Here is a 17,801-nt window from a genome sequence, read left to right on the forward strand (position 1 = left end):
ATATTAAGCTGAAAACTCTTGGGTTGATAATTGATAAAAATTATCTATGTCAGCCAACAAAATACTGTAAACACCTGCATCTAACTGCCCCTTATCGACCATGGGCTGCATAATGTCGAAAATCTCAGATAGCGACAAAGAGCCTCGATATGGTCGCTTTTGAGTCAGCGCCTGAAAAACATCGACCACAGCAAGAATACGTGAAGGTAAATCTAATTGTTCCTGATGCTTACTAAAAGGATACCCTGAACCATCGAGACGCTCATGGTGATTTGAGGCCCATTCGCCAATCACCGACTTAGGGAAAAAACGATGTAAAGTATGCTCTGTATCAACAGTATGGCGTTTTACAATCGAATACTCTTCCTTCGTTAATTTGCCTTCTTTATGCAGCAATAGGTCAGGCGTTTTAAGCTTACCGACATCATGTAATAATCCCGCGACGTACAATAATTCAGCGTCGGTATCTGATATACCGCAGTCCTTTGCCACTAATTTTGCTAACAGTGCGACTTTTTCTGAATGGTGAAAGGTAAAGGGACTCTTAGCATCAACTATTCGAGCTAAAAATCGCGCTAATTGCTTCACGCCTCCGATATCTAACTCTTTGTCGTAAAAGTGATTAGCTTTGAACTCCAAGCCTAACAACTCAATATGAGTTGCATCCATGTTGTACCAAAAGCCATCCTTCTTAACCAGTTGGCACATTACATTGACCATTTCTGGTTCAAATAAGGTTCCGCAGTGAGCCAATAAATTCTCAGCAACCATACTTTCATGCAATGTAATCAACTCCTCATGGCAACCATGGGTATATCTGGCCCTTAAAAAGTCGGTACGATCCGCTAAGAAAATCAGTGCAGCAATATCACGGTCAAAGACAGAAAGATCATGGGATTGCAGCTCAAGCCAAGGCGTGTGGTGGTATAGAACGATAGGAGCAAAAACATCTAAAATCGGGCATTCAAGCAATGCCTCATAGCCACGTTTGCTATGACAATGGGCATCTTCTGGCTGCATTAATTTGAGCAGACGTAAGTGTTCTTCGGAGGAGGAAACGCCGCAATCATGGATAAGCCCCGCAAAATAGGCAAACTGCTTTTTTTCATCAGGCCACCACAACACACTTGCACACTCATAAGCCATATAGGCAACCCTATGCCCGTGGTGCAAATCATCTACCCCAACAAAATCCAATGCCGTGGCAACGGCTAACAACGCATGCCTCACATCAATATTAACTTTGAAGTCATGGGGCTGAAAGGCATCCATTGAATTTTCCTAATTAATGACTTATTCCTCAGTAAAATATAGTCAATACCTTGATAATTAGCTGCTAAGTTCAAAAAAAGACCTGAAATTTCAGGTCTTTTCTATCGATATTAAATAGAACTTATCACACAGTGAGCTCAGACCTCTGACGCCATGTTACGACGGCCACGTTTTGCTAAGGCATAGTAAAACAATGGTGTCAGGATCAAACCAAACAACGTCACCCCAATCATACCTGCAAATACTGCCACTCCCATCGCTTGACGCATTTCAGCCCCCGCGCCTGTCGAAAACACCATAGGCACCACGCCCATAATAAAGGCGATAGAGGTCATCAAGATGGGGCGTAAGCGTAAGCGCGCCGCCTCAAGAATCGATGCCATAACCTCCATACCATGGTCTTGTTTTTCCTTGGCAAATTCGACAATCAGAATCGCGTTCTTGGTCGCTAAGCCCACGAGGACGATAAGACCTATCTGGGTGAAAATATTATTATCGCCACCATAGAGAAGCACACCACTAAGCGCCGAGAGTAAAGTCATTGGAATGATTAAGATAATCGCCAATGGCAAACTTAAACTCTCGTACTGGGCGGCGAGCACCATAAACACCAGCACAATCACCAGCGGGAACACCAACAAGCCAGTGTTACCGGCGAGGATCTGCTGATAGGTCAGCTCAGTCCACTCGTAGGTCATGCCTATCGGCAAAGTCTCGGCGAGGATTTTCTCAATCGCCGCCAGTGCTTGGCCCGAACTCACACCAGGTGCTGGGCCACCGTTAATCTCAGCCGTGGTGAAACCGTTATAGTGCATCACGCGATCGGGCCCTGCACTCTGGCTCACATTGATAAAGGAGCCGAGTGGGATCATATCGCCATTCACATTAGGCACTTTTAGCTGACTGATCTGCTGCGGGCTTTGACGAAACGCTTCGTCGGCCTGCATATTCACCTGATAGGTTCGACCGAAACGATTGAAGTCGTTGACATAGGTCGAGCCCATATAGGTTTGTAATGTCTGGAAAATTTGATCGAGCGACACTGCCTGCTGTTTCGCCTTAGTCCGATCGATATCCAGTTCAAGTTGTGGCACGTTCACTTGGTAGCTGGAGAAAATCCCCGCTAATTGTGGATCGGCCCACGCCTTGTACATCACTTGTTGGGTCACCTGATACAAGGCCTCATAACCAAGGTTGGCTCTGTCTTGAATTTGCAGACGGAACCCTCCAATAGTGCCGAGGCCTTGCACAGGTGGCGGCGGGAAGATGGCAATAAATGCATCCTGAATACCAGCAAACTGCTGATTTAATTGGCCGGCAATCGCATTCGCTGACAGCTCAGGACGCTTACGTAACTCAAAATCATCTAGGGCAACAAACACGACACCCGAGTTAGGACTATTGGTAAAACCGTTGATACTCAGACCGGGGAAGGCAATCGAGTGCGCCACACCGGGGTGATTTAAGGCGATGTCGGACATTTTCTTGATCACCGCGTCGGTACGCTCGAGTGAGGCCGCATCCGGTAATTGGGCAAATGCCACTAAATACTGTTTATCTTGGCCGGGCACATAGCCCGTTGGGGTATTTACAAATTGCATGCCCGTAAGCGCAACCATGCCCAGATACACCAGTCCGATAATGCCACCAAAACGGATCACCTTACGTACTAAATAGCCATAACCCTCTGATGCACGTTTGAATAAGCGATTGAATGGCGTAAATAACCAGCCTCCAAACAGCTTATCCATTAACCGAGTGAGCGCATCTTTAGGCGCATCATGGCCCTTGAGTAACAACGCCGATAATGCAGGGCTCAAGGTGAGCGAGTTAATGGCCGAAATAAAGGTCGAAATCGTGATAGTTAGCGCAAACTGCTTATAAAATTGCCCCGTTAATCCGCTCATAAAGGCGGTCGGAATAAACACCGCAGCCAACACTAAAGTGGTTGCCACAATCGGCCCGGTCACTTCCTTCATGGCTTTCTGTGTTGCAGCAATCGGGTTTAAGCCCGAGGCGATATTTCGCTCGACGTTTTCTACCACCACGATGGCATCGTCGACCACAATACCGATGGCCAGCACCAGACCAAATAGTGACAGCGCATTGAGCGAGAAGCCCATCAAGTACATAAAGGCGAAGGTTCCCACCAAAGACACAGGCACGGCCACCAGCGGAATAATCGAGGCGCGCCAAGTTTGCAGGAACAGCACCACCACGAGTACCACTAAGAGCACGGCTTCAAGTAAAGTTTTAACCACAGCTTCAATCGAGCCACGCACAAACACGGTCGGATCGTACACAATCTCGTATTGCAACCCTTCGGGGAAAGACTTCGCCAGTCTAGCCATTTCGGCGCGCACATCGTCGGAGATTTGAATCGCATTCGAGCCTGATGCTTGGAACACGGGGATCGCTACCGCGTCTTTGTTATCCAGCAATGAACGCAGCGCATAGCTGGTTGCACCGAGTTCGACACGCGCCACATCCTTAAGACGGATCACCTCACCGTTTTGACCGACCTTGATAATAATATCTTCAAATTCTGACAGTTCACTAAGCCGGCCCTTTACGTTAATCAAGAGTTGGAAGTCGGCATTGCCACTGGGCTGCGCCCCTAAACTGCCCGCTGCCGCTTGCTGATTTTGCTCACGAACGGCGGCGATAATATCCACTGGTGACAATCCAAGTGCTGAGACTTTATTCGGGTCAAGCCAGATCCGCAGACTATATTCGCCCGCACCGAATAACCGCACCGCTCCCACGCCTTTGATCCGTGCTAACTCATCTTTTACGTTGAGCGCCGCGTAGTTAGACAAATACAGCATGTCATAACGGTTATCCGGTGACAGTAAATGCACCACCATGGTTAAGTCGGGCGATGATTTTTCGGTCACAATTCCGAGGCGTTGAACCTCCTGCGGCAAACGTGGCATAGCGCGGTCAACTCGGCTCTGCACTTGGGTTTGCGCTCTGTCCACATCGGTGCCAATGGCAAAGGTGATGGTCAAGGTCATGCGTCCATCGGACGTCGCCTGCGATGACATATACAGCATGTCTTCGACGCCATTGATTTCCTGCTCTAGGGGCGAGGCAACCGTTTCGGCAATGACTTTAGGGTTCGCGCCAGGGTAGTTGGCGGTCACTACGACTGTCGGAGGCACCACTTCAGGGTATTCGGTAATGGGTAATTGCCAAACGGCAATCGCCCCTGTGATAAAAAACAGCAGCGAGAGCACGGCTGCAAATATCGGTCTTTTAATAAAAAACTGCGACAACATTCTGTTGGATTCCTTAACCGCGGCTCGCTACTTCAACGTCTGGGGTGGTGATATTTTCTTGATGTTTATCAAGCAGTAATTGAGCTTGACGAAGCGCATCTAGCTGCTCGCTATCGGCCATGTCGACTAGCTGTGGCTCAATTTCCATCTTAGGACGAACCCTTTGCATGCCGTTGACGACGATTTTGTCGTCTGCCGCTAAACCTTGCTTAACAATGCGTAAACCTTGAACTTTTTCACCTAGGATGACGCCGCGATACTCAAGCGTGCCATCGTTTGCCACCACTAAGACGAACTTGTTGTTCAGATCCGTACCCACGGCTTTATCGTCGATTAAGATGCCGTCGTAGGCGCTGCTGCCAGCAGTACGCAGCCTAGCGAACAAGCCAGGGAGCAAGCTGTTGTCTTCATTGCTAAAAGTAGCTCGTACTCGAATAGTGCCCGTCTGTCTGTCCATAGAGTTATCGACAAAGTCCACTATGCCGATATGTTGATATTCGTGCTCGTTGGCCAGCGCCATATACACGGGATTGTCGCCAGCACGAGGGTCTTTACGCTTTTTCTCGGCGGTTAACTTGACGTATTTCAGATAGGTTTGCTCATCTACATCAAAATAGGCATACATGCTGGCGGTCGACACTAAGCTGGTTAATACACTCTGCCCTGCAGACACATAATTACCCGCGGTGACATTGGCGTAGGATGCTCGGCCATCAATCGGCGCGCGCACTTGGGTGTAATCCAAGTCCAGCTCAGCGCGTAGCAGCGCCGCCTTCACTGAGGCTACGGCCGCCGTGGTTTGACGTTTGTTGGACTCGCGGGTATCGAGTAACTCCGCCGATACTGCCTTTTGGGCAAAGAGTTTGCGGGCACGCTCTAAGTCGTTAGTGGCCAGTTGCTCAGCAGAGAGCGCGCTAGCAAGATCTGCTTTTAACCGAGCCACTTCCGCTTCGAACACACTCGCATCGATACGAAATAGCACATCACCTTTTTTCACTAAGGCGCCTTCTTTAAAGTTGACCGACGCGATATAGCCGGACACACGTGGCACTAAGGTCACACTTTCTGGCGCCTGCAAACGGCCGGTAAATTCATCCCACTCGGTAACGCGCTCCTGCAATACCTGCGCTACATCCACCTTGGGCGCCCCCATAGCGTGCTCTTGCGGGGCTTCGGGTTCACCACAGGCCGAAAGGACAAACGCCGCCACGGCAGTCAACATCAATGTCCGTAAAGGTTGGTTACTTTTCATCTTATAATCCTCATGTGGCAGGCATTTATCTCGTTTAGGGCGGACATCAGTGATGGACACTCGGTCAACACCAATAAATACCGACTGGTAAAAAATATTATGTACTGATCGGTAATATATAGTGTAAAATGACCCTGTCAACCAATTTTATACCGGTAGGTATTTAATTTTTGTGACAGCTTGAAACTATGTAGTTAAGCCTTTGAGGTAATTAGCCACAGTGAACATGCTATGTAGGCTTGAATGGACGATATATTTTGGTGTGTAACTCACCTAACCCGCAGACAGCAGGCAAGAGTGGCTGGACATGAACTAAACCCATGTCTATCCTAGGGGCTATTGAGAATTGAGGAGCCTAATGATGTCAACCGTCACCCAGACGCCCAGCGTCGGTCGCCCACGAGCCTTCGATGCCGACGATGCATTGGCCAAAGCCTTAGAAGTCTTCTGGCGAAAAGGTTTTGAAGGTACATCGTTAACCGATCTAACTCAGGCCATGGGAATCAACAAACCCAGCCTATATGCCGCCTTTGGTAACAAAGAGCAGTTATTTCTGAAAGCGATCGAGTTATACGAGCAGCGTCCCTGTGCATTTTTCTATCCTTCGCTTGAAAAAGAAACAGCCTATCAAGTGGTTGAGTCCATGCTCTATGGCGCAGCATCCTCCTTAGTGGATGAGAACCAACCCCATGGCTGCTTGATTGTCCAAGGCGCTCTCGCTTGTAGTGAAGCAGGACAAGCCATTAAAGAAACCCTGATCACCCGTCGCCGTGACGGTGAACAAGCATTATGCGAACGCCTGCAACGAGCAAAGGATGAGGGCGATCTCCCCGCGGATGCCGATCCCCTGCTACTCGCCAGATACATAGGTACAGTGCTACAAGGCATGGCCGTGCAAGCAACTAATGGCATTTGCCCCAATGAATTACGCAAAGTGGCGGAGTTAGTGTTAGCTAACTTTCCGAAAAATAACCAGTGATAGCACGATTAGCATATGACTATTGACATAAACCCCAGTGAAAACTGGGGTTTATGCTTTTAAGATGCTAAAACAAATCGAGGTTGCTATAGCGATTAATGCTGAACTTGGTGGGTGACTAAGCTTGGGCGCAGCAGATTGTCATGGACGGGGCAACGGTTACACACTGTATCTAAAAACTCATTCTTTTGTGCATCAGTTAAGTCGGCGTCAATGCTGGCATTGATGGCAATTTCCTTAAAACCTACCGGATCGTCTGAAGGCTGCCCAAGTAAACCTGCCGAGTTCATCACGGCTCTCACATGCACATCAAACTGATGAATGGTGATATTACGTTCACGCGCGACCATCTTAGCTATCGCAGAAATGCAGCCACCGAGCGAGAATAAAAAGGTCTCTAAAGGGTTAGCTCCTTCATTGGTAGCGCTGGGTTGATCAATAACCAGCAAATGCTCACGCACCTGCGCTGTAACCTTCCAACCGCTTCCCATATGTGTGGTGACTTCAACAACTTTTTCAGCCATAACAAACTCCATTAGTTTTATTTCAATCAGATTATCCTAATGGTGTTACCATGAAAAGTCACAAGCGAAGATCACAGTTTATAAAGTCAGGTTAGAAGTCGGTGTAAGGGCTTAACCTAGATGTCTAGGGTGTAAGGTTTTAAGAAAATCGCGATAAATGTGAGTTATTCTGCACAGACAAACCAATGAAAATCCAAACCATCGAAGTAAAAAAGGCAATAAAAGGCCCCTTTCAATAATATTAAAAGGGGCCCAAGTATGCGTTAAAGCGTTATAGCACTATCCACTTATAGCACTATCCACGTTGCCTTGATTTCAGTGTATTTATCAAAGGAGTGTAGAGATTTATCTCGGCCATTACCCGATTGCTTATATCCACCAAAAGGTGCCGTCATATCGCCGCCATCATAATGGTTAATCCACACCATACCACTACGCAATGCTTTAGCTGTTTTGTGCGCCTTACTGATATCCGCTGTCCAAACACCTGCCGCTAAACCGTAAATGGTATCGTTAGCGATCGCAATCGCCTCTTCCATACCATTGAATTCAATGACAGATAATACAGGGCCGAAGATTTCCTCACTGGCAATTTTCATTTGGTTTTTCACATTTGAAAACACCGTTGGCTGCACATACACACCGCCCGTTTCGGCCAGCACTTGTTGCCCGCCATGCACTAAGCTCGCGCCCTCATCTTGGCCCGCCTTGATATAGCTTAAGATGGTATCTAATTGCTGCTTATCGACCACCGCGCCGCTAATGGTAGCAGGATCCAGTGGATGCCCTGGCTGCCACGAGGCGAGCTCTTCTGCTATAAGTGCAACAAGCTGATCTTTAACACCAGCTTCCACCAACAAGCGTGAGCCCGCAGTACAAACTTCACCTTGGTTAAAAGCAATGGCTTCAGCGGCAGCCACAGCCGCTGCTTTAAGATCGGGCGCATCGTTAAATACGATGTTCGGGCTTTTACCGCCCGCCTCTAACCACACGCGCTTCATATTCGACTCGCCCGCATAAATCATTAATTGCTTAGCGATTTTTGTTGAGCCAGTAAAGACTAAGGTATCGACATCCATATGCAGCGCCAATGCTTTGCCGACAGTATGGCCATAGCCGGGTAACACGTTTAAGACACCTTTAGGGATCCCAGCTTGAACGGCAAGCTCGGCAACACGAATGGCGGTGAGCGGTGATTTTTCAGAGGGTTTGAGGATAACGCTGTTCCCCGTCACGAGTGCAGGGCCTAACTTCCAACAGGCCATTAGTAGCGGGAAATTCCAAGGCACTATCGCCGCCACCACGCCCACGGGTTCACGGGTGATCATGCCGATTTCATTATGTGCAGTAGGTGCCAGCTCATCGTAGAGCTTATCAATGGCTTCCCCCGACCAACGAATGGCCCGGGCAGCGCCGGCAATATCTACCGCCTTTGAAAAACGTATCGGCTTACCCATATCCAACGTTTCTAACAGGGCCAGCTCATTGGCATTTTCTTCCAATAACTCGGCAAAACGGATCATCACTTGTTTACGTTTAACAGGCGTAGCCTTTGACCATACCCCAGACTCAAAAACCTCACGAGCATTTGCCACGGCGATATTGGTGTCTAGCAAATCGCAACTGGCGACTTGCGCTAATAAACGACCATCGATTGGACTGATGCAATCAAAGGTATTACCCGATGACGCATCGCGGTATTCGCCATTAATAAAAGCCTTGCCATTGATTGTTAGGCTTGCAGCGAGGTTTTCCCAATCGCTCCGTGTTTTAGGTGTACTCATGATGACCTCTTAATCGTTTGTATTCGTTTATTTTATCTTTATTGGGATAAGGGCTATCTCGACTGACAAATGCCAAAGATGGCCTAAGGCTGTAACTGCCACTTAGATTACGCTTTTCAGACATCAATATTCAATATTTTTTACAAAAATAGCATTTTTGCCACAAATAACTGCACACCACTCTTCCATGTTCATTATTTCTGACATAGCATAGCAAATATTAGCCACCCTTAACGAAGACCTGACCCCATTTAACAAGGAAAAGGACAAGGTAAACATCTATGGCCGACTCACCCAACAACCTCGCCCACGAGCATCCTTCACTTGAACACTATTGGATGCCCTTTACCGCCAATCGCCAATTCAAAGCGAGCCCTCGTTTACTCGCCCAAGCTGAAGGCATGTACTACACAGATATCAATGGCAACAAGGTATTAGATTCAACTGCTGGGTTATGGTGTTGTAATGCTGGCCATGGTCGCCGTGAGATCAGTGAGGCCGTCAGCAAACAAATTCGAGAAATGGATTACGCTCCGTCCTTCCAAATGGGCCATCCCATCGCTTTTGAACTGGCCGAACGTTTAACCGAACTCAGCCCAGAAGGACTCAACAAAGTATTCTTTACCAACTCAGGCTCTGAGTCGGTTGATACCGCGCTTAAAATGGCACTTTGCTACCATAGAGCCAATGGCCAAGCCTCACGCACCCGCTTTATAGGTCGTGAAATGGGTTACCATGGCGTGGGATTTGGTGGGATCTCGGTGGGGGGCTTAAGCAATAACCGTAAAGCCTTCAGCGGCCAACTATTGCAAGGCGTCGATCACCTGCCCCACACCTTAGACATTCAACATGCCGCCTTTAGTCGTGGCTTACCGAGCCTCGGTGCTGAAAAAGCAGAGGTCTTAGAACAATTAGTCACACTCCATGGCGCCGAAAATATTGCCGCCGTTATTGTTGAACCCATGTCAGGTTCGGCGGGGGTAATTTTACCACCTCAAGGCTACTTAAAACGCTTACGTGAAATCACTAAAAAACACGGCATCTTATTGATTTTCGATGAAGTCATTACCGCATTTGGCCGTGTAGGTGCAGCATTCGCCAGCCAACGTTGGGGCGTTATCCCCGACATCATCACCACAGCTAAAGCCATTAATAATGGCGCGATCCCAATGGGCGCCGTGTTTGTGCAGGATTTTATTCACGATACTTGTATGCAAGGCCCCACCGAACTGATTGAATTTTTCCACGGTTATACCTATTCGGGCCACCCAGTCGCCGCAGCAGCAGCACTCGCCACGCTCTCCATCTATCAAAACGAGCAACTGTTTGAGCGCAGTTTTGAGCTTGAGCGGTATTTCGAGGAAGCCGTTCATAGCCTCAAAGGGCTACCAAATGTGATTGATATTCGCAACACCGGATTGGTCGCGGGTTTCCAACTCACCCCTAATAGCCAAGGCGTTGGTAAACGCGGATACAGCGTGTTCGAGCATTGTTTCCATCAAGGTACGCTCGTACGGGCAACGGGCGATATTATCGCTATGTCCCCACCACTCATTGTTGAAAAACATCATATTGACCAGATGGTTAACAGCCTTAGCGATGCGATACAGGCCGTTGGATGATGCACTCTTTTTTAAATTACACGCTGATAAATCAGGGGAATATAGGTTAGCTATGCTTAAGATCACACACTATGTAAATGGTCAACACACTCCAGCCAGTACAAGAAGCCAAGATATTTTTGAACCGGCCACAGGCGAATGCCGAGGTCAAGTCTCTCTCGCCAGTAACGATGAAGTCGCTGCCGCTATTGCCAGCGCCAAAACGGCTTTTGCGGCTTGGTCACAGGTAACGCCCCTTAATCGCGCTCGTGTACTCTTTAAATTCAAAGCGTTAGTCGAGCAGCATATGGATGAACTGGCACAGCTCATCACCCGAGAGCACGGCAAAGTGATCGATGATGCCAAAGGAGAACTTATCCGCGGCCTCGAAGTTGTCGAATTTGCCTGTGGTATCCCGCACTTACTCAAAGGGGAGCACACGCAGCAGGTTGGTGGTGGTGTGGATTCTTGGTCCGTTAATCAAGCTTTAGGTGTTGTCGCTGGCATAGCGCCCTTTAACTTCCCCGTGATGGTTCCCATGTGGATGTTCCCAATCGCGATTGCCTGCGGCAACACCTTTATCATGAAACCCTCAGAAAAAGACCCAAGTTCAGTGATGCGGATTGCCGAGCTGCTTAAACAAGCTGGCTTGCCCGATGGAGTGTTTAACGTCATCAACGGCGATAAAGAAGCCGTCGATACCCTGCTCACTCATCCAGATGTGCAAGCCATAAGCTTTGTCGGTTCAACGCCAATCGCCGAGTATATCTACAGCACAGCATCCAAACACGGTAAACGAGTACAAGCCTTAGGCGGTGCCAAAAACCATATGCTGCTGATGCCAGATGCGGATTTAGATCAAGCGGTAAGTGCACTGATGGGCGCAGCCTACGGCAGTGCGGGCGAGCGTTGTATGGCGATATCGGTCGTGTTAGCTGTGGGTGATGTGGGTGATGAATTAGTGGAAAAACTATTGCCGCAGATCCAAAACTTAAAAGTTGGCAACGGCCTTACCCCCGAGATGGAAATGGGCCCCCTTATTTCCAAACAACACTTAGCCAAAGTCACTGACTATGTTGAAACTGGAGTTCGGGAAGGAGCAACCTTATTAGTCGATGGCCGACAATTAACCGTTGCCGACCATCAGCAGGGCTATTTTTTGGGAGCTTGCTTATTCGATAACGTCACCCCGGAGATGCGGATCTATCGCGAAGAAATCTTTGGCCCTGTGCTATCCATTGTTCGAGTCAACGATTATCCCAGTGCACTTAAACTGATAAACCAACATGAATTTGGCAACGGCACAGCGATCTTTACTCAAAGCGGTGAAACTGCTCGTCATTTTTGCCACCATGTGCAGGTGGGTATGGTGGGCGTTAACGTGCCAATCCCAGTACCGATGGCTTTCCACAGCTTCGGCGGTTGGAAACGCTCGCTCTTTGGACCTTTGCATATGCATGGCCCTGATGGGGTTCGTTTTTATACCAAACGCAAAGCCATTACCGCTCGCTGGCCTGTAGGCAAACAGACTCAAGCTGAGTTTGTAATGCCAACCATGAAATAACATCGACTGGAGCCCTATATGACCATGAGCGTCACGTCGATCATTCGCTTTGCCAGCGCACAACCGCCAGTGGATAGCTATCAAGTCGCTCCTGAAAAGCGTATTACAGGCAATCCCACCCAGCAATTACAAAATCATTATTCTAGCCCTTGTAACCAATTTCATAGTGGAATTTGGCAAAGCGAATCAGGCGCTTGGAAAATCAACTACACTGAATATGAGTATTGTGAAATTCTCGAAGGAACCAGTGTGATTACCGATCTTGAAGGACAGTCTCAAACCTTCAGTGTCGGTGACCGCTTTATTATTCCGGCGGGATTTCAAGGTGTGTGGCAAGTCGTCACCCCCTGCCGCAAGGTGTACGTCATCTTCGAACAAAACTCACATTTATAGAGGTGCGTTTAACCTCGATGAACAAAGCTAAAGTGATGTAGCTTTACCGCCATGAGGTCACAGCAACGGAGTTTCCTTGGCTGTTGTTTGGCAAACAATCGGATGTACAAACCTGTTTTAAAACATAAAAGAACGTTGTGCATCCGTGTCAATCAAGAAAATGGGAGAAATACCGTGAATAACAACCTACAGAAAAAACGGCTGGCAAAACTGGCTGGGCTGGCGTTGACCACCAGCTTATTTTCCGGCATAGCGGCTGCTGAAGTATCTGGCGAAATTGGCTTAACTAACGATTACCGCTTCCGTGGCGTCTCACAAACGGCTGGCGACTTTGCCGTGCAAGGAGGCATCGATTGGAGTTTTGAGTCAGGCTTTTCCGTCGGCGCTTGGGCCAGTAATTTGGACTTTGATGAGCCCGATTATAACGGTCCAGATATTGAGTATGATTTCTATGCTGCCTACGGCGGTGAAATTAACGATAACCTCAGCTATGACGTCACTCTCTATCGTTACAACTATTCAGGTGAGAGTGACTTAGGCTATTTTGAAGTGACTGCTGGCGTCGAGTTTAGCGGATTTCGCGTAGCCTATTGGTTTACCAATGACTACGGTGGCAGCGATTTAGATTATCATTACGGCGAAATCAATTACTCCTACGAGTTTGTTGAAAACTGGAGTCTCGATTTACATTACGGCTACAACGTAGGCGATGCGTTAGATAATGGTGAAGGCTTTGATAGTTATTCAGATTATTCAGTTGGCGTCTCTACTGAACTAATGGGATTTGGCCTCTCACTCGCGTGGTTAAGTTCTGATTTAAGTGGTGAGCAAAAAGTCTCAGATGGCGTATTCCAAAACGATGATACCGCGCTCGCTCGCGTCAGCTACGCGTTCTAAACGCTGTAGTTCATCCGTCAAAACGCCCTTGTAACCAAGGGCGATTTTTTAGCACTAATGTCATTAAAAAAGCCCTCTTTTGAGGGCTTTAGTGATTTAGTGAGCTTGTCTATTATATCTTTATTATTTAGCAGACCAACTGCGCATCTTATGGCCTTTGACGGCATAAAAAAGGATAAACAGATAACAAGGTAGCATCACCATATAACCTCCCTGCTGCCCCATAGCCGTTGCCGAACTCATTAACCCCCAAGACACTGGACCAAATGCACCGCCGGCAATCCCCATGATAAGGAGCGCAGAACCTGTGCTCGTCAATTTGCCCATACCAGACAAGGCTAGAGGCCATACGGCAGGCCATACGATCGCATTGGCTAACCCTAAGAAGGCAATCAACAGCAAGGTATCAGGTAATGCTACACCACCAAAAGGAACCAATAGAAGATTCGCAATCGCGTAAGAGTTGTTATCCCCAAATAGAATACCTAAGGTTAACACTAGGCCAAGAATTGCAGAAATCATCAATGCGGTAGGCTGAGAAATAACACGAGGAATCAACAAGATCCCTAAGATATAACCAAGAACCATACAGACCATAGTGTAAGAGGTCATCACCCCGTAATTTTCAATCCCTAAGGATAATGCAAAGGTGCCAATGGTATCGCCGGCGATCACCTCTACCGCAACGTATACAAACAGCGCCAATACGCCAAATGCTAAGTTAGGGTGAGACAACGCCGCTTTAATTTGGCTTTTATCTGTATGATCAGCGACTTCGTCTTCATTAGCTAACTCTGGCAACGGGGATTTCTTCACAGCTAACGCCAAAACACCGATAAACACCGCCATACCTAAGTAAGGTAAGACTAAACCATTGGCCATTTCATCAATTTGTACTTGCGTCAACGTTGTGCCAACACGGTCTTTAAAACTATCTAAAATCAACGCCGAGAATACTAATGGTGCAATTACGCCCGCGCCTTTGTTCAAAATCCCCATGACACTAACACGTGCTGCCGCAGATTCTTCAGGCCCTAGACGAACAACATAGGGATTGACCGCTGTTTGCAGTAACGTCTGCCCCGCGCCCATCACTAGTTGGGCAAATAAAAACAGGGCGAAGATTTGGGTCTTCGCCGCAGGTATAAACAATAGGCCTGCGAGCATCATAATGCCCATACCTAGTGCCATCCCATTTTTGTAGCCCACTTTACGGATCAGCCACGCTGAGGGCAGTGCAGTAAAAGTCACCGCAATATAGAAAGAAAACAGGATTAACGAAGCTTGGAAGGGGGTGAGCTGCAAAATTTGTTTTAGGTAGGGCATTAAAGACCCATTCAACCAAGTTGCGAATCCGAGGATGAAAAAGAGTGCTGCCACTATCGCCATTGGGATAAAACTGCTTTTCTGCTGGCTTTTATCGAGTGTCATTTCCATAAACCTGCTTCTTATAGTAATTAATTTTAAGGTGATTGCGGGGTTAAAATCCGCTGAGTATTGCACACATCCCTATTGCAACTCATCTGCAATGGCTAATGTTATCATCCGAACTCACCATTGTTTCAGCGATGTTAAAACAAACAACACCAAAAGACAACGCTGTCATTTGTAATTTAATCCTAAAAATGCCGCCTTAAACGTCACAATAAACCCTAAACGCTTAGCGAGATCCTGATTTAAAACCAAAGATGCGTATGACAGCTATCTAATATGAAATAAAAAAGCCGCAGAGATCACTCTGCGGCCTGATAAAAGCACAAAATAACGAAAGATTAAATTCGCACAAAAATCTTGCGCCGATACATCCAATACAGCACTAGCCATTGTACTGTGAGTAAACTGACCACCGCCCCTAAAGGCTGGGCATATTCCGGCAATACCGCGATAACGCCGCCAAACACACTCAGGGCGATATACTTCCAATCCACTAGGCTCGATGCCAAATAAATAATGATGGCGTTAGTGCCTATCACCACAAAAATAAAGGCAAGTTTTTGCCATTTCAGCACATCCACAAGGGCATAAAACAGCGCTAACAGCAGCATGCTCCAACCAGTTGTGACCAACACAAAAGAGCTGGTCCACAGTTCTTTATTGACGGGAATAACGACATCCAGCAACCAGCCTAGGGCCAAACAAACACCACCGGCAACGCCCAATAGGCCAACCTTAGCCCACTCTCCTTTGGGATGTGATTTCACAATAAAGTGGCCAACAAATACACCGGCTAAGGCATTGACCACCGCAGGGAGTGTCGATAACACGCCTTCAGGATCAGGCGTTCGTCCTTGATAGCTCACACCCGGTAATAACAGACTATCGACATACGCATTGATAGAGTCAGTCGGTGATAACACTCCCGCTAGCCCTCCGGGGAACGGCAACCACAGTTGCATCGCGCCATAACCGACTAATATGCCCAAGGCCACCAGCACTTGGGTACGTAAACAGGTATGCCACACTAACAAGGCGGCAAAAAACCATGCGAAGGCAATACGGCCTAATACGCTGGCATAACGAATTTGGTCAGGATCGGCAGGCGCTCCCGTTCCCCAACCATGGTTATACAGAATACCGAGCAACAACAGTAAAAACAGCCGCTTAACGCCATGGCGATAAACCGGCAGGCGCTCATGCATCGGCAGTTTATCCAAACGTTTTGGCGATAATCCAAGGGCTACGCCTGAGAGGAAAATAAATAGCGGAAAAATCAAATCATAGAGGCGAAAGCCATGCCACTCACTATGGTGCATCTGGGTATCGCCCCATTGCCAACCAGCCCACCCCGTAAAAATCAACAGAGCACCAAATAGTGCTTCGCCTCCTAAAATCCAGAACATGTCAAAACCACGCAGGGCATCAAGGGACATCAATCTTGGCTTTGGCTGACTCTTGTTAGCGGTAGCGACCTGAGCATTAATACTCACATTAGCCGCCAGTTCAGGCGCAGTCGTACTCATACCATGTTCCTTTATTATTGTTATTTAATGATTTTTCTACATTTTGAGCGAAATGCAGACTGTACAATAAAAAAACTTAGCCCCTGTCATCAAAATACGACAAGGGCTAAGGCTAACTCACTACTGACTCAGCATTACGGGCGAATATACACCGCATTTCCGGCAATGTAGTTTGCCAGCACTTGATGCTGATTATCCAGCAGCACTATATCGGCGCGCTGCCCTAAGGCTAACCGACCAACGCTATCGGCAATGCCAAGGAACTCGGCAGGATACAAGGAAGCCATTCTCAACGCTTCACCTAGCGGTAAGCCGAGCATATTCACCGTATTTCGGACTGCACTTGCCATGTCTAAAACACAACCGGCCAGCTCACCTGTGACCGCATTTAATCTGTCACCGACACGCAGCACCTGAGTACCAAACAACTCAAAACTGGTTTCATCGTCCATCCCCACCGGCGGCATCGCATCTGTCACTAACATCATTTTGCCACGAGGTTTGGAACGCAGGGCAACTCGAGCTGCAGCGGGATGCACATGATGACCATCGACAATCAAACCACACCAAGCCGTTTCGCTCTCAATAGCCGCGCCCACCACACCGGGCTCGCGGGAGCCTAAGGGTGACATGGCATTGTAGAGGTGAGTAAAGCCTGTCGCCCCAGCCTTTAAAGCCGCAACAACCGTATCGTAATCGGCGTTGGAATGCCCTAAACAGACCTTAACTCCTGACTCGACTAATAAGCGGATCACCTCAGGAGAGACGTTTTCAGGTGCTAAGGTGACAACGCGGATCCCTAAATCCTGACGGCAAAAGATCGCCAGTTCGGCTTCGGTGATCTCACGAATAAAGCCTTGTGGATGAACGCCTTTTTTAGGCACAGATAAATGCGGACCTTCGAAATGCACCCCTAATACACCAGCACTTTTTTGCGCAACCGCAAGAGCAACGGCATCAGCCGCCTTAGCCATCACCTGCACATTATCGGTAATCAGCGTGGGTAAAAAACCTGTGGTGCCAAAACGCGCATGGGCCTTACCTATGGTCTCGATGCAAGCAACCGTCGGACTAGTATTGAATAATGCCCCGCCGCCGCCGTTAACTTGCACATCGATAAAACCAGGCACCAGCGTGCCTGTATAGCGGACTTCTTTAGCGCCAAGAGCGGTATCAAAGCTTGCAATCAGGCCATCCTCAATGGTGACAGGCACATCCTGATGGAAGGATTCGCCATCAAATAATTGCTCGGCAATTAAAGTGAATTTCATCCCAAACCTCTTTTTTAAATTAA

At 47.9% G+C, this 17,801-nt stretch carries 13 protein-coding genes; 5 read left to right on the forward strand and 8 right to left on the reverse strand.

Annotated features, from left to right (window positions below):
- Positions 1-3 precede the first annotated feature (3 nt).
- The 3 genes from H9J30_RS18635 to H9J30_RS18645 form a co-directional block, all read right to left on the reverse strand.
- The gene (locus H9J30_RS18635) at positions 4-1,272 is read right to left on the reverse strand and encodes an HD-GYP domain-containing protein (RefSeq protein WP_240132378.1); all 1,269 of its coding nucleotides are present in this window, start codon (positions 1,270-1,272) and stop codon (positions 4-6) included.
- Positions 1,273-1,409: 137 nt separating this feature from the next.
- On the reverse strand, positions 1,410-4,553 hold the full coding sequence (locus tag H9J30_RS18640) for an efflux RND transporter permease subunit (protein ID WP_240132379.1): 3,144 nt from the start codon (positions 4,551-4,553) through the stop codon (positions 1,410-1,412).
- 13 nt (positions 4,554-4,566) lie between these two features.
- Positions 4,567-5,805, reverse strand: coding sequence for an efflux RND transporter periplasmic adaptor subunit (locus H9J30_RS18645; protein ID WP_240132380.1), 1,239 nt, complete (start codon positions 5,803-5,805; stop codon positions 4,567-4,569).
- A 358-nt stretch (positions 5,806-6,163) separates the two neighbouring features.
- Here H9J30_RS18645 and H9J30_RS18650 point away from each other — a divergent pair, with 358 nt between their 5' ends.
- Entirely contained in the window at positions 6,164-6,784 is a 621-nt protein-coding gene (locus H9J30_RS18650; protein WP_240132381.1) for a TetR/AcrR family transcriptional regulator, read from the forward strand.
- A 95-nt stretch (positions 6,785-6,879) separates the two neighbouring features.
- Here the strand turns inward: H9J30_RS18650 and H9J30_RS18655 are convergent, their stop codons facing one another.
- Together H9J30_RS18655 and H9J30_RS18660 are read right to left on the reverse strand one after the other, a co-directional pair.
- Complete coding sequence (locus H9J30_RS18655; RefSeq protein ID WP_240132382.1) at positions 6,880-7,308, reverse strand: OsmC family protein; 429 nt, start codon at positions 7,306-7,308, stop codon at positions 6,880-6,882.
- Positions 7,309-7,595: 287 nt separating this feature from the next.
- Positions 7,596-9,092, reverse strand: a complete 1,497-nt coding sequence (locus H9J30_RS18660; RefSeq protein WP_240132383.1) for an aldehyde dehydrogenase — start codon at positions 9,090-9,092, stop codon at positions 7,596-7,598.
- Positions 9,093-9,373: 281 nt separating this feature from the next.
- Between H9J30_RS18660 and aptA the strand changes: the two genes are divergently transcribed.
- The 4 genes from aptA (at position 9,374) to H9J30_RS18680 (ending at position 13,547) form a co-directional block, all read left to right on the forward strand.
- On the forward strand, positions 9,374-10,714 hold the full coding sequence (gene aptA / locus H9J30_RS18665; RefSeq protein ID WP_240132384.1) for an omega-aminotransferase AptA: 1,341 nt from the start codon (positions 9,374-9,376) through the stop codon (positions 10,712-10,714).
- 52 nt (positions 10,715-10,766) lie between these two features.
- Complete coding sequence (locus H9J30_RS18670) at positions 10,767-12,257, forward strand: CoA-acylating methylmalonate-semialdehyde dehydrogenase (RefSeq protein WP_240132385.1); 1,491 nt, start codon at positions 10,767-10,769, stop codon at positions 12,255-12,257.
- A gap of 18 nt (positions 12,258-12,275) precedes the next feature.
- A complete protein-coding gene (locus H9J30_RS18675) occupies positions 12,276-12,650 on the forward strand; it encodes a cupin domain-containing protein (RefSeq protein ID WP_240132386.1) in 375 nt (124 codons plus the stop codon).
- A 174-nt stretch (positions 12,651-12,824) separates the two neighbouring features.
- A complete protein-coding gene (locus H9J30_RS18680; RefSeq protein WP_240132387.1) occupies positions 12,825-13,547 on the forward strand; it encodes a TorF family putative porin in 723 nt (240 codons plus the stop codon).
- A 123-nt stretch (positions 13,548-13,670) separates the two neighbouring features.
- Here H9J30_RS18680 and nagP read toward each other — a convergent pair whose 3' ends face one another.
- The 3 genes from nagP to nagA all read right to left on the reverse strand — a co-directional run bounded on the left by nagP (position 13,671) and on the right by nagA (position 17,778).
- Positions 13,671-14,978 (reverse strand): N-acetylglucosamine MFS transporter NagP, encoded by a 1,308-nt coding sequence (gene nagP, locus H9J30_RS18685; protein WP_240132400.1) that lies wholly within the window; start codon positions 14,976-14,978, stop codon positions 13,671-13,673.
- A gap of 341 nt (positions 14,979-15,319) precedes the next feature.
- Positions 15,320-16,507 carry a transmembrane glucosamine N-acetyltransferase NagX gene (gene nagX / locus H9J30_RS18690; protein WP_240132388.1) on the reverse strand — a complete coding sequence of 396 codons (1,188 nt, stop codon included), beginning with the start codon at positions 16,505-16,507 and terminating at the stop codon, positions 15,320-15,322.
- 134 nt (positions 16,508-16,641) lie between these two features.
- Positions 16,642-17,778 (reverse strand): N-acetylglucosamine-6-phosphate deacetylase, encoded by a 1,137-nt coding sequence (gene nagA / locus H9J30_RS18695; RefSeq protein ID WP_240132389.1) that lies wholly within the window; start codon positions 17,776-17,778, stop codon positions 16,642-16,644.
- Positions 17,779-17,801 lie beyond the last annotated feature (23 nt).

Origin of the sequence: Shewanella cutis (assembly GCF_022410515.1) — a bacterium.
Classification (GTDB): Bacteria; Pseudomonadota; Gammaproteobacteria; order Enterobacterales; family Shewanellaceae; genus Shewanella; species Shewanella cutis.

What these genes read in the sequence shown, in the direction of transcription:
- H9J30_RS18675 (WP_240132386.1), top strand. Translation starts at nt 12,276, where the DNA reads ATGACCATGAGCGTCACGTCGATCATTCGCTTTGCCAGCGCACAACCG.
- H9J30_RS18645 (WP_240132380.1), bottom strand. Translation starts at nt 5,805, where the DNA reads ATGAAAAGTAACCAACCTTTACGGACATTGATGTTGACTGCCGTGGCG.
- aptA (WP_240132384.1), top strand. Translation starts at nt 9,374, where the DNA reads ATGGCCGACTCACCCAACAACCTCGCCCACGAGCATCCTTCACTTGAA.
- H9J30_RS18655 (WP_240132382.1), bottom strand. Translation starts at nt 7,308, where the DNA reads ATGGCTGAAAAAGTTGTTGAAGTCACCACACATATGGGAAGCGGTTGG.
- H9J30_RS18640 (WP_240132379.1), bottom strand. Translation starts at nt 4,553, where the DNA reads ATGTTGTCGCAGTTTTTTATTAAAAGACCGATATTTGCAGCCGTGCTC.
- nagP (WP_240132400.1), bottom strand. Translation starts at nt 14,978, where the DNA reads ATGACACTCGATAAAAGCCAGCAGAAAAGCAGTTTTATCCCAATGGCG.
- nagX (WP_240132388.1), bottom strand. Translation starts at nt 16,507, where the DNA reads ATGAGTACGACTGCGCCTGAACTGGCGGCTAATGTGAGTATTAATGCT.
- nagA (WP_240132389.1), bottom strand. Translation starts at nt 17,778, where the DNA reads ATGAAATTCACTTTAATTGCCGAGCAATTATTTGATGGCGAATCCTTC.
- H9J30_RS18635 (WP_240132378.1), bottom strand. Translation starts at nt 1,272, where the DNA reads ATGGATGCCTTTCAGCCCCATGACTTCAAAGTTAATATTGATGTGAGG.
- H9J30_RS18670 (WP_240132385.1), top strand. Translation starts at nt 10,767, where the DNA reads ATGCTTAAGATCACACACTATGTAAATGGTCAACACACTCCAGCCAGT.
- H9J30_RS18650 (WP_240132381.1), top strand. Translation starts at nt 6,164, where the DNA reads ATGATGTCAACCGTCACCCAGACGCCCAGCGTCGGTCGCCCACGAGCC.
- H9J30_RS18660 (WP_240132383.1), bottom strand. Translation starts at nt 9,092, where the DNA reads ATGAGTACACCTAAAACACGGAGCGATTGGGAAAACCTCGCTGCAAGC.